Raw genomic sequence first — 11,851 nt, forward strand, 5'->3', positions numbered from 1 at the left:
CCGGTACCGGGCGCGGTGAACGGGCAGCCGATCGCGTTGTCGGTGTGCGTGTACTGCGCGTCCGGGCCGGTCGACGGGTCGTATCTGGAGCTGGCCGCGGCGGTGGGGACCGAGATCGGCCGGCGAGGCTGGCAGCTCGTGTCCGGTGGCGGCAACGTGTCGATGATGGGCGCGGTCGCCGAGGCGGCCCGCGCCGCCGGCGCGCACACCGTGGGCGTGATCCCGAAAGCGCTGGTCCATCGCGAGGTCGCCGACGTCGACGCCGACGAGCTGATCGTCACCGAGACCATGCGCGAACGCAAACAGGTGATGGAGGATCGGGCGCACGCGTTCATCGCGTTGCCCGGCGGTATCGGCACCCTCGAGGAACTTTTCGAGACGTGGACGGCCGGGTACCTGGGCATGCACGACAAGCCGGTGGTGCTGCTCGACCCGGTCGGGCACTACACCGGGCTGCTCGAGTGGCTCCGCTCGATGGTCGGCACGGGATTCGTCGCGCAGCGAGCGCTGGACGGGCTCCAGGTCACCGCGGAGGTCGCGGACGCCCTGGATCGCTGTGCGATCGGTGTTGTGAGCTAGCGCACCCCGAACCCTCGCCAGCGTGCTTACTCTCGAGTAGGTTGGTGGTCGACGCTGTTCTTCGACGCTGTGTGCAGACCTTCCGAGAGGATGCCAGTGACCACCGAGCACAAATCGACCGTTTCCCTGTCGGGCCTTGCCGGTCAGCTTCCGGCGATGCTGCCGGACCTGCCCAGCCTGCTGCGCGGTGCGCTGGGTATGACCCGCCGTCCCGACGCCCGGGAATCGATCGGTCTGGTCTTCCAGCGTGTCGCCGAGCGCCGGCCGGACCGCCCGTTCCTGCGGTTCGAAGGCGACTCGATCAGCTACGGGGATGCCAACGCCCAGGTCAACCGCTACGCGAGCGTCCTGGCGCAGCGTGGGGTGCAGACCGGTGACGTCGTCGGGATCCTCATGAAGAACCGGCCCGAGGCGCTGCTGATCACCCTCGCCGCCGTCAAACTCGGTGCCGCCGCGGGCATGCTCAACCACAACCAGCGCGGCGACGTCCTCGCGCACAGCCTCGGTCTGATCGACAGCCGTATCCTGATCGTCGGCGAGGAATGCGAGGACGCCCTGGCGTCGATCGATCCGGCAGCCCTCGGCACGTCCCCGCTGCGGGTCGGGGAACTCGACGCACTGGCCGCCGACGCCGACTCCGCGAACCCCGCGGTCACCGAGCGGCTGCACGCCCGTCACACCGCGTACTACATCTTCACGTCCGGCACGACCGGCCTGCCCAAGGCCAGCCGGATGACCCACTTCCGCTGGCTGAAGTCGATGTCCGGGCTCGGCAGCCTCGGCGTCCGGTTGCGCCGCGACGACACCCTGTACTGCTGTCTGCCGCTGTACCACAACAACGCCCTGACGGTCGCGCTGTCGTCGGTGCTGGCCTCCGGCGCGACCCTCGCGCTCGGCCGCAAGTTCTCGGCGTCGGGATTCTGGGCGGACGCGAAGCGCAACGGCGCGACCGCCTTCATCTACATCGGCGAGATCTGCCGCTACCTGCTCAACCAGCCGCCGCGCCCCGACGACCACGACAACGGCATCCGGCTCGTCGTCGGCAACGGGCTGCGCCCCGAACTGTGGACCGAGTTCACCGAGCGGTTCGGCATCGACCGGGTCGCCGAGTTCTACGGCGCCAGCGAATGCAACATCGCCTTCATCAACGCCCTCAACCAGACGCACACCGCCGGGGTGTGCCCCCTGTCGTACGCGGTCGTCGAATACGACCAGGACACCGGCAAGGCCCGCCGCGGCGCGGACGGCCGACTGCGCCGCGTCCGCACAGGCGAGGTGGGCCTGCTGCTGGCCAAGGTCACCGACCGGGCGCCGTTCGACGGCTACACCGACCCCGAGGCCACCGAAGCGAAGCTGGTGCGCAACGGATTCGCCGACGGCGACACCTGGTTCGACACCGGCGACCTCGTGCGCAGCCAGGGTTACATGCACGTCGCGTTCGTCGACCGGCTCGGCGACACCTTCCGGTGGAAGGGTGAGAACGTCGCGACCACCGAGGTCGAAGGCGCGCTCTCCGCGCACGACGCGATCTCCGAGGCCGTCGTCTACGGCGTCGAGGTCCCGGGCGCCGACGGCCGCGCCGGCATGGCCGCCGTGACGTTGCATCCGGACGCCGAGCTCGACGGCGTGCGGCTCGCCCGGGACCTGTTCGCGTCGCTGCCGCCGTACGCGGTGCCGCTCTTCGTGCGGATCGTCGACGAACTCGAACACACCAGCACGTTCAAGAGCCGCAAGGTGGAGCTGCGCGACGAGGGATTCTCGAAGACCGGCGACGACCCGCTGTACGTCCTCGAGGGCCGGTCCGGTGGCTACCGGCCCGCCTACGACGGGTACGTCGAGGCCGTTGCGCGAGGAGAGCTGCCTTCGACGCGCTGACACCGGACGCGGCTCCGGAGACCGCCGGTCCCCGCCGCGGCGCCCGGTCCTCGGCTCCGCGTGTTCGGGGTGCGTGTCAGGATGGGCTCATGATCGGCCCTGCCACCTCCGGCGACCACCCGAGTCGCTGCGCTGACCCCGTGCCCGAGGGCGCCCGTCCGGCCTCCGGCGCCCCGGCGCAGGCACCGGGTGGTCCGCTGCCGACGCTGTGCGGACGACCCGTCGCGACCGACCGGGCGCTGGTGATGGCCATCGTCAACCGGACCCCCGACTCGTTCTACGACCGTGGCGCCACGTTCACCGACGAGGCGGCCCTGGCCGCGGTCGACCGTGCCGTCGCCGAGGGCGCCGACCTCATCGACATCGGCGGGGTCAAGGCGGGACCGGGTGAGGTGGTCGACAACGCCGAGGAGACCCGGCGCGTGGTGCCGTTCGTCGCCGCGATACGGGCGCGCTACCCCGAGGTGATCATCAGCGTCGACACGTGGCGCTCGGACGTGGCGCGCCGCGCGGTCGCCGAGGGCGCGGACCTGATCAACGACACCTGGGCGGGAGCCGATCCGGACCTGGTCTCGGTCGCCGCCGAACTCGGTGCCGGCATCGTCTGCTCGCACACCGGCGGCGCGGTGCCGCGCACCCGCCCGCACCGGGTGCGCTATGCCGACATCGTCGGGCAGGTGACCGCCGAGGTGGTGGCCGCGGCCGAGAACGCCGCCCGGGCCGGGGTCGCGGCGGACTCGATCCTCATCGACCCGACCCACGATTTCGGAAAAAACACCTATCACGGGCTCGAGTTGTTGCGTCGGGTGGACGTTCTCGTAAATACCGGGTGGCCGGTGCTGATGGCGCTGAGCAACAAGGACTTCGTCGGGGAGACTCTGGGAGTGGAACTCGCCGACCGGTTGGAGGGCACATTGGCAGCGACAGCACTGGCCGCCGCGGCAGGCGCGCGAATGTTCCGGGTTCACGAGGTCGCAGCGACCCGCCGGGTCGTCGACATGGTCGCTGCCATCGCGGGCACCCGCCCGCCCGCACGCACGACCCGGGGGCTGGCATGAGCGCCCCGGTCCGCGTCGGAACGGACGCCCCGGCCCGAGGATGGGGCGAGACGAACAGCTGGGACCAACCGAGCTGGACGGTCGCCGAACTCGAGCGCGCCAAGGCCGGACGCACCGTCTCGGTGGTGCTGCCGGCGTTGAACGAGGAGAAGACCGTCGGAGCCGTCGTGGACACGATCCACCCGCTCCTCGGCGGCCTCGTCGACGAACTGATCGTGCTGGATTCCGGATCGACCGACGCCACCGCCGAACGCGCACGCGCCGCCGGTGCGCAGGTCCTGACCCGTGAGGAGGCGGTGCCGGGCATCGACCCGGTGCCCGGCAAGGGCGAGGTGCTGTGGCGCTCGCTCGCCGCCACCACCGGCGACCTGATCGTGTTCGTCGACTCCGATCTGATCAAGCCGGACCCGGCGTTCGTGCCGAAACTGCTCGGCCCGCTGCTGCTCGGCGACGGCGTGCACCTGGTCAAGGGCTACTACCGGCGCCCGCTGCGGGTGAGCGGCACCGAGGACGCGAACGGCGGCGGTCGCGTGACCGAGCTGGTGGCGCGTCCGCTGCTGGCGGCGTTGCGTCCCGAACTCACGTGCGTGCTGCAGCCGCTCGGCGGCGAGTACGCGGGGACCCGCGAACTGCTGACCGCGGTGCCGTTCGCGCCCAGTTACGGTGTCGAGATCGGTTTGCTCCTGGACACCTACGATCGGCTCGGGCTCGGCGCCATCGCGCAGGTCAACCTCGGTGTCCGTAAGCACCGGAACCGGCCGCTGGCGGATCTCGGGCTCATGAGCCGGCAGATCATCGGCACGATGCTGCGTCGCTGCGGCATCCCCGACTCCGGGGCGCCGCTGACCCAGTTCCTCGTCGACGGGGACTCGTTCGTGCCGGTCGAGCGCCACGTCGAGCTGACCGACCGGCCGCCGATGAACACCTTGATCGGTAGGCCCGGGAGCTGATGTCGGCGGCCCGTGCCAAGATCGGGTCATGCTGACGGTTCTGCTGTACGTCGTCGTCATGGTGGTCGTCGGCGCGGCGTTGTTCGCCGCCGCGAGTGCCGTGTTCGGCCGCGGAGAGGCCCTGGCGCCGATCCCCCCGGGGACCACGGCGACCGTGCTGCCCGCCACCGACGTCACCGGCGTCGACGTGCACAATCTGCGGTTCCAGCAGGTGGTCCGGGGCTACAAGACGTCCGAGGTGGACTGGGCGCTGGACCGGCTGGCCCGGGAGATCGACGGGCTGCGGGCCCGCGTCGCCGAATACGAGCGCGCCGGGGTACCGGTCGCCTCCGACGGCGGCGAGCGGTACTTCGAGGTGGGAGAACTCGAGACAGGGGAGTTCGAGACCGGGGAATTCGAGGATTTCGAGCCCGCCGATACCGACGCCGACACGGACGAGGGTCCGGCGGAGGAGTTCGCGCACGAGGCCGATGCCGACGCGGAGACCGAAGCGATCGCGACCGACGCCGTCGTCGCCCGTGCCGAGGCGGCGCGCGCCGAAGCCACGCGCACCGAACCCGCGCGCACCGAAGCCGCGCGCACCGAAACAGGGGACGCCGAAACGGGCGAAGCCTGGGACTCGGAGCCCGGTCCGGGGGAGAAGCGGTGAGCGGCGACGGCCGGGTGCGGTGCCCGTGGGCGGTCGACACGCCCGGCTCCACCCTGTACCGCGACTACCACGACACCGAGTGGGGCCGGGAGCTGCACGGCCGCGACGAACTGTTCGAACGCCTCTGCCTCGAGGCGTTCCAGTCCGGGTTGTCGTGGCTGACGATCCTGCGCAAGCGGGAGGCGTTCCGAGAGGCTTTCGCCGGTTTCGACGTCGAGGCGGTCGCCCGGTTCGGCGACGCCGACGTCGACCGCCTGCTCGCCGACGCCCGAATCGTCCGGAACCGGCGCAAGATCGACGCTGTGATCGCCAACGCCCGCGCTGTGCTGGATCTGGCCGACACGGACCTCGACACGCTGCTGTGGTCGTTCGCGCCACCGCGCCGCCCGGCGCGGATCGCGACGGTCGCGCAGATCCCCGCCGTCACCCCGGAATCCACCGCCATGGCCCGCGAGCTCAAGCGCCACGGCTTCCGATTCGTCGGCCCGACCACGGCGTATGCGCTGATGCAGGCCACCGGAATGGTCGACGATCACGTCGCGGACTGCTGGGTCCAAATGGACGCTTGACCAAAAAATGTGATGTGACCAAGGAGTCAGCTACCCGGTCCATGCCCGGATAGGGAAGAATGGGAAGGCGAGCCCGCCGATAAACTGTCCGGGCACAACGGTAACCCAGGCGCTCAGTCGTTGAGCGCAGATTTGGAGGGAGCAGAGGATGGCGGCCATGAAGCCCCGGACCGGGGACGGTCCCCTCGAAGCAACCAAAGAGGGACGAGGAATCGTCATGAGGGTTCCACTCGAGGGAGGCGGACGTCTGGTCGTCGAGCTCACGCCGGAAGAGGCTGCTGCCCTCGGTGACGAACTCAAGAGTGTTACCAGCTGATCTGTCCGATTTCGGACGATCCGGGCCCTGCGCTCCTCGATGCGCGGGGCCCGGACTCGTTCCACGACCCCATCTGTGAGGAGCACCGGTGCTCGACGCGGTGACCGATCTGCTCGCGTGCCCGCAGTGCGGACTCGGCATGGACCTCGACGACTCCGCCCTGCTGTGCGAGAGCGGACACAACTTCGACGTCGCGAAACAGGGCTACGTCACGCTCCTCACCGGCGCCGCGACCCGCTTCACCGGGGACACCGCCGAGATGATCGCCGCGCGGGGAGACTTCCTCGGTGCCGGACACTACGACCCCATCCGCGACGCCGTCGCCCGGGCGTGCGCCGAGACTCCGCCGGCCGGCGACAATCCCCCGGCGGCGCGCATCCTCGAAGTGGGTGCGGGCACAGGCCAGTACCTCGCCACCGTGCTCGACGCGCTGCCGGACTCGCGCGGCATCGGCCTCGACGTCTCCAAACCCGCGGTGCGCCGCATCGCCCGCAGCCATCCTCGCGTCGGTGCCGTGCTCGCCGACGTGTGGCGGCAGCTGCCGGTGCGCACCGGGTCGCTCAGTCACGTCCTGTCGATCTTCGCGCCGCGCAACGCCGAGGAGACCCATCGGGTGCTCGAACCCGGCGGGCGGCTCGTCGTCGTCACCCCGACGACCGAGCACCTGCAGGAACTGGTCGCGCTACCCGGCATGGTGCAGGTCGACGACCGCAAGACCGAACGCCTCGGGGCGGCCCTGTCCGGGGCCTTCGACCGCACGGACCGCCGCGAGCTCCGATTCGCGATGGCCCTGGGCCACGACGAGCTCGCCCTGCTCGCGGGAATGGGACCGTCCGCCCATCACGTCACGGCGGATCGCCGCGCGGCGCTGCTGGCGGAGCTGCCCGAGCCGTTCACGGTGACGGCGGCCGTCACCGTCTCGGTGTGGACCCGGCGGGACTGAACCGCGCCTGCCGGCGCATCACTGGACCGCGCCTACCGGCTCACCGGCGCGCGGCGACGTCCTGGTAGACCGCGAGCGTCTGCCGGGCGATCTGCGCCCACGAGAACTCGGCGACCGCGCGATCGCGCCCGGCATGGCCCATCCGGGCGGCGAGATCCGCGTCGAGCGCGATTTCGTCCACCGCCGCGGCGAGCGCACGCTCGTAGGTCTGCGGTTCGTACGAGTTGTAGTGCACGAGACGTCCCGTGATGCCGTCCTGGACGACCTCCGGGATACCGCCGACGTCGGACGCGACCACGGCGGTTTCGCAGGCCATCGCCTCGAGATTCACGATCCCGAGCGGCTCGTACACGGAGGGGCACACGAACACCCGTGCCGCCGAGAGGATCTCGCGGACCGATTCGGTGGGCAGCATCTCCTGGACCCAGAACACGCCGCCGCGCCGCTCCTGCAGTTCCGCGACCGCGCGTTCGGTCTCGGCGGCGATCTCGGGGGTGTCCGGAGCGCCCGCGCACAGCACCAGCTGGATGTCCGGGTCGAGATGGTGCGCCGCCGCGATCAGGTGGCCGACACCCTTCTGCCGGGTGATGCGGCCGACGAACGCGACCATCGGCCGGTCCGGATCGACTCCGAGCCGGTCGAGCGCCGATTCGGGCCCTTCCGCCGGTCCCGGATGCCACACCCCGGTGTCGATTCCGTTGCGGACCACGTGCACCTTCGCCGGATCGACGAACGGGTACGCGTCGAGGACGTCGAGCCGCATCCCGGCGCTGACCGCGATGATCGCGTCGGCGTACTGCACGGCGTTGCGTTCGGACCACGACGAGATGCGGTAACCGCCGCCGAGCTGCTCGGCCTTCCACGGCCGCCGCGGTTCGAGCGAGTGGGCGGTGAGCACGTGGGGCACGTCGTACAGTTCGGCCGCCAGGTGCCCGGCCAGGCCGGAATACCAGGTGTGCGAGTGCACCACGTCGACGCCGCTCGCCGCGTGCGCCATCCGCAGCTCGGCCGACAGCGTCGTCAGCGCGGCATTCGCGCCGGCGAGCGCCGGATCCGGGTCGTGGACGAACGCGCCCTCGCGGGGCGCACCCATACAGTGCACGTCCACGTCGCAGAGCCGTCGCAGCTGCGCCACGAGCTCGGTGACGTGCACTCCGGCTCCGCCGTAGACCTCGGGCGGGTACTCCCGCGTCATCATTGCCACCCGCACCCGCTCAAACTATCCGGCTCGCGATGTTCCGGCTACCGGGGTCACCTCTGCGTGTCGATGTTGCGCATCGCTGGCGGCGTTGTGGGGTGGCGGATAGGTTGACTGTGTGAGGAGCCAGCCACATGTGCTTGGAATCGTGCTCGCCGGCGGCGAGGGCAAACGCCTGTACCCGCTGACGGCCGACCGCGCCAAGCCTGCCGTGCCGTTCGGCGGCGCATACCGTCTGATCGACTTCGTGCTGAGCAACCTGGTGAACGCGGGCTACCTGCGCATCTGCGTGCTGACGCAGTACAAGTCCCACTCGTTGGACCGTCACATCTCCCAGACGTGGCGGCTGTCCGGATTCACCGGCGAATACATCACGCCGGTTCCCGCGCAGCAGCGGCTCGGTCCGCGCTGGTACACCGGCAGCGCCGACGCGATCCTGCAGTCTCTGAACCTGGTGTACGACGAGGATCCCGAGTACATCGTCGTGTTCGGCGCGGACCACGTCTACCGCATGGATCCGGAGCAGATGGTGCGCCAGCACATCGAATCCGGTGCGGGCGTCACCGTCGCCGGGATCCGGGTGCCGCGCAGCGAAGCGTACGCGTTCGGTTGCATCGACAGCGACGAACAGGGCCGCATCACCCAGTTCCTGGAGAAGCCCGCGCACCCGCCCGGAACTCCCGACGACCCGAACGTGACGTTCGCGTCGATGGGCAACTACGTGTTCACCACCAAGGTGCTGGTGGAGGCGTTGCGGGCGGACTCCGAGAATTCCGATTCCGACCACGACATGGGCGGCGACATCATCCCGGCGCTGGTCGCCCAGGGTGCTGCCCACGTCTACGACTTCAACGACAACGTCGTGCCCGGCGCCACCGAACGCGACCGTGCCTATTGGCGGGACGTGGGGACGCTGGACGCCTTCTACGACGCCCACATGGACCTGGTGTCCGTGCACCCGATCTTCAACCTCTACAACAAGCGCTGGCCGATCCGCGGCGCCGCCGAGAACCTGCCGCCCGCGAAGTTCGTGCAGGGCGGACTCGCGCAGGAATCGATCGTCGGGGCGGGCAGCATCCTGTCCGCCGCGACCGTCCGCAACTCGGTGCTCAGCTCGAACGTCATGGTCGAGGACGGAGCGACCGTGGAGGGCAGCGTTCTGATGCCGGGCGTGCGCATCGGCAAGGGCGCGGTGGTGCGTCGCGCGATCCTCGACAAGAACGTCGTGGTGGGCGACGGCGAGATCATCGGTGTCGATCTCGAACGCGACCGTCAGAGGTTCGCGGTCAGCAACGGCGGGGTCGTCGCCATCGGCAAGGGTGTGTGGATCTGACGGAGCAGTCCCGGATCAGCTGATCCGCACCGCGCACAGCAGCCCGTCGCCGAGGGGCAGCACCACCGGGGAGAGGCGGTCGTCCGCCGAGACCGCGCGGGCCGCGTCCCGGACCGACAGGACGGTCGCGTCCCGTTCGCTCGGGTCGGTGACCCGTCCGCCGAGCAGCGCGTTGTGCAGGACCAGGACCCCACCGGGGCGCAGCAGACGCACACCCTCGCGCACGTAGTGCGGGTGGTCGGCGGGGGTTGCGTCGACGAAGATCAGGTCGTAGCCGGAGTCGGCCAGCCGCGGCAGCACGTCGAGGGCGCGTCCGTTGATGAGCCGGGTGCGCGAGGCCGCGATCCCGGCATCGCGGAACGCCTCCTTCGCGGCCCGCTGATGCTCCGGCTCGCTGTCGATCGTGGTCAGCACGCCGTCCTCGCGCAGGCCGTGCAGCAGCCACAGTCCACTGACACCGGCGCCGGTCCCGATCTCGACGACGGTCTTCGCGTCGAGCATCCGGGCGAAAAGGGCGAGCGCGGCGCCGACGGAGGGCGGGATCGGATCGGCGCCCAGGTCGAGGGCACGTTCGCGCGCCGCGACGAGCAGCTCGTCCTCGACGACGACGTTCTCGGCGTGGGCCAGAATCCGTTCGGCATTGGTCTGCACGGGTCGAGGCTAGCGTCGAGATCGCGTCCGCGCAGGCAGGCGCGCACGACCCGGGGGATGAATTCTCAGCTCCGCCTCAGGTTACTCATAGGGGTGGCACATGGGGAAAGGGGAGGGTGTAGCCACACGCAGAGCAGACTGCGCGGCGCAGACCGCGCTGCAACGGTCGACGGATGTCACACGGGTCGGGGAACAATCCGGCCGCCCCGAGCGTTCGACAGGGTACGTGACAGTTCTCGATCGGCGGTCCCGAAGAGGAGGATCCAGCGATCCACATGGTCGATACCCCCACGAGCGTTACTCGTGCCCTAACCGCCTCCGGCGGGGCCCTCACCGGTTCCGACGTGTTCGACGGCAGCACCGACGGTGACGCGGTCGCCGAGCTGAGCGGCACGGCGGTCTTCGACGCCACGGGCGATCGTGGGGCGATGCCGTCGTGGGACGAATTGGTCCGCGAACACGGCGACCGCGTGTACCGGCTGGCCTACCGGCTGTCCGGCAACGCGCAGGACGCCGAAGACCTCACCCAGGACACGTTCATCCGCGTGTTCCGGTCCCTCCAGAACTACCAGCCCGGCACGTTCGAGGGCTGGCTCCACCGCATCACCACGAACCTGTTCCTGGACATGGTGCGCCGCCGCAACCGCATCCGCATGGAAGCGTTGCCCGAGGACTACGACCGGGTTCCCGCCGAGGGGCCGAACCCGGAGGAGATCTACCACGACGCCCGTCTCGACGCAGACCTGCAGTCCGCGCTCGATTCGCTGGCGCCGGAGTATCGTGCGGCTGTGGTGCTGTGTGACATCGAAGGACTCTCGTACGAGGAGATCGGTGCCACGCTCGGCGTCAAACTCGGCACGGTGCGCAGCCGCATCCACCGGGGTCGCCAGGCACTGCGCGAGCATCTCCGTCAGAATGCGGAGAACGAGTCCGGTCGAGTCCGTGCGGGGTAGCCGCCAGGAGGGTCTGATGACTATGGGGTTCCCGCCCCGACAGTTCGGCTCCACTGAGCATCTCGCCAGCGAAGCCGTCGCGGCGTACGTCGACGGCGAACTGCGGATGAACGCGTACCTGCGGGCGTCCCAGCACCTGGCGATGTGCCCCGAGTGCGCAGCCGAGGTGGAGGCCCAGCAGCAGGCACGTCACGCGCTGCGCAACGCCGCCCGTCGGGCACCGCAGATGCCGAGTTCCCTGCTCGGTGCGCTCAGCAACATCCCCACCCATCTCCAGGATTCCCCCGCGCAGGCACCGCAGTCGCTGTTGCCCGGGCTGGAACAGATGTGGCCGGGGGCACGCCGCTGGTCCATCCGCCGGCGCCGCTGACCCACCCGGATACGCTGATCTACCTGAACATGCTGCCCCACCCGAATACGCGGGCCCGTCGGAGATACCGGGCCCCATCGGTGATACTGGGCACCGTGAGTGACCACGACGGGGGAGACGGACACGCGTGACGGCGGAAGCGGAATCAGTGCAGCAGTCCGGGTGGCAAGCCACCGACGGTGAGCCGGCAGGCCCCGCCGCCGCGTCCCCGGCGATCGAACGTCCGGCGGATGCGCCACGCCTGGAACCGCGCCCGGTGTACCGGCCCGCGGTCGACCCCGCCGCCGCGCGGGTCTTCGGCCGGCCCTCGGGAACGGCCGGATCGTTCACCGACGCCGCCCGCGCCCGCGCCGCCGAACCCCCGGTAGCGCACGTCCCGCCCGCCGACCCGGTCCTCGCCCCGCCTC

At 70.3% G+C, this 11,851-nt stretch carries 12 protein-coding genes and 2 pseudogenes; 12 read left to right on the plus strand and 2 right to left on the minus strand.

What is annotated here, in order from left to right:
- Nucleotides 1-15 precede the first annotated feature (15 nt).
- The 8 genes and pseudogenes from M1M07_RS26865 (at nt 16) to M1M07_RS26900 (ending at nt 6,939) form a co-directional block, all read left to right on the plus strand.
- Entirely contained in the window at nt 16-579 is a 564-nt protein-coding gene (locus M1M07_RS26865; RefSeq protein ID WP_197250114.1) for a TIGR00730 family Rossman fold protein, read from the plus strand.
- A gap of 90 nt (nt 580-669) precedes the next feature.
- Nucleotides 670-2,454 (plus strand): long-chain-acyl-CoA synthetase, encoded by a 1,785-nt coding sequence (locus tag M1M07_RS26870; RefSeq protein ID WP_248676144.1) that lies wholly within the window; start codon nt 670-672, stop codon nt 2,452-2,454.
- Nucleotides 2,455-2,543: 89 nt separating this feature from the next.
- Nucleotides 2,544-3,512, plus strand: coding sequence for a dihydropteroate synthase (gene folP, locus M1M07_RS26875; RefSeq protein WP_231609762.1), 969 nt, complete (start codon nt 2,544-2,546; stop codon nt 3,510-3,512).
- On the plus strand, nt 3,509-4,462 hold the full coding sequence (locus M1M07_RS26880) for a glucosyl-3-phosphoglycerate synthase (RefSeq protein WP_248676145.1): 954 nt from the start codon (nt 3,509-3,511) through the stop codon (nt 4,460-4,462). Before folP ends, M1M07_RS26880 begins: the two co-directional genes overlap by 4 nt.
- 28 nt (nt 4,463-4,490) lie before the next feature.
- Nucleotides 4,491-4,769 (plus strand): annotated as a pseudogene (locus M1M07_RS26885) (DivIVA domain-containing protein); the annotation flags it as partial.
- Nucleotides 4,770-5,107: 338 nt separating this feature from the next.
- The gene (locus M1M07_RS26890) at nt 5,108-5,680 is read left to right on the plus strand and encodes a DNA-3-methyladenine glycosylase I (RefSeq protein ID WP_197250099.1); all 573 of its coding nucleotides are present in this window, start codon (nt 5,108-5,110) and stop codon (nt 5,678-5,680) included.
- Between the two features lie 148 nt (nt 5,681-5,828).
- Complete coding sequence (locus tag M1M07_RS26895) at nt 5,829-5,996, plus strand: DUF3117 domain-containing protein (RefSeq protein WP_006554284.1); 168 nt, start codon at nt 5,829-5,831, stop codon at nt 5,994-5,996.
- Nucleotides 5,997-6,084: 88 nt separating this feature from the next.
- Nucleotides 6,085-6,939, plus strand: a complete 855-nt coding sequence (locus M1M07_RS26900; RefSeq protein WP_197250098.1) for a putative RNA methyltransferase — start codon at nt 6,085-6,087, stop codon at nt 6,937-6,939.
- A gap of 40 nt (nt 6,940-6,979) precedes the next feature.
- Here M1M07_RS26900 and glgA read toward each other — a convergent pair whose 3' ends face one another.
- Complete coding sequence (gene glgA / locus M1M07_RS26905; protein ID WP_248676146.1) at nt 6,980-8,149, minus strand: glycogen synthase; 1,170 nt, start codon at nt 8,147-8,149, stop codon at nt 6,980-6,982.
- Nucleotides 8,150-8,255: 106 nt separating this feature from the next.
- Between glgA and glgC the strand changes: the two genes are divergently transcribed.
- The gene (gene glgC, locus M1M07_RS26910) at nt 8,256-9,470 is read left to right on the plus strand and encodes a glucose-1-phosphate adenylyltransferase (protein WP_197250097.1); all 1,215 of its coding nucleotides are present in this window, start codon (nt 8,256-8,258) and stop codon (nt 9,468-9,470) included.
- A 15-nt stretch (nt 9,471-9,485) separates the two neighbouring features.
- On the opposite strand, the gene M1M07_RS26915 is transcribed toward glgC, so the two are convergent.
- Complete coding sequence (locus M1M07_RS26915) at nt 9,486-10,121, minus strand: O-methyltransferase (protein WP_197250096.1); 636 nt, start codon at nt 10,119-10,121, stop codon at nt 9,486-9,488.
- 275 nt (nt 10,122-10,396) lie between these two features.
- Here M1M07_RS26915 and sigE point away from each other — a divergent pair, with 275 nt between their 5' ends.
- The 3 genes and pseudogenes from sigE to M1M07_RS26930 all read left to right on the plus strand — a co-directional run.
- On the plus strand, nt 10,397-11,074 hold the full coding sequence (gene sigE / locus M1M07_RS26920; protein ID WP_231609761.1) for an RNA polymerase sigma factor SigE: 678 nt from the start codon (nt 10,397-10,399) through the stop codon (nt 11,072-11,074).
- Between the two features lie 16 nt (nt 11,075-11,090).
- Complete coding sequence (locus M1M07_RS26925) at nt 11,091-11,444, plus strand: zf-HC2 domain-containing protein (protein WP_197250095.1); 354 nt, start codon at nt 11,091-11,093, stop codon at nt 11,442-11,444.
- Between the two features lie 214 nt (nt 11,445-11,658).
- Nucleotides 11,659-11,851: pseudogene (locus M1M07_RS26930) on the plus strand (serine protease); the annotation flags it as partial.

This window comes from Rhodococcus sp. HM1 (assembly GCF_023218075.1).
Lineage (GTDB): Bacteria > Actinomycetota > Actinomycetes > Mycobacteriales > Mycobacteriaceae > Rhodococcus.

Bases quoted from the DNA above. Each gene is read 5' to 3' on its own strand.
- M1M07_RS26870 (WP_248676144.1), top strand. From the start codon at position 670: ATGCCAGTGACCACCGAGCACAAATCGACCGTTTCCCTGTCGGGCCTT.
- folP (WP_231609762.1), top strand. From the start codon at position 2,544: ATGATCGGCCCTGCCACCTCCGGCGACCACCCGAGTCGCTGCGCTGAC.
- M1M07_RS26880 (WP_248676145.1), top strand. From the start codon at position 3,509: ATGAGCGCCCCGGTCCGCGTCGGAACGGACGCCCCGGCCCGAGGATGG.
- M1M07_RS26895 (WP_006554284.1), top strand. From the start codon at position 5,829: ATGGCGGCCATGAAGCCCCGGACCGGGGACGGTCCCCTCGAAGCAACC.
- sigE (WP_231609761.1), top strand. From the start codon at position 10,397: ATGGTCGATACCCCCACGAGCGTTACTCGTGCCCTAACCGCCTCCGGC.
- M1M07_RS26925 (WP_197250095.1), top strand. From the start codon at position 11,091: ATGACTATGGGGTTCCCGCCCCGACAGTTCGGCTCCACTGAGCATCTC.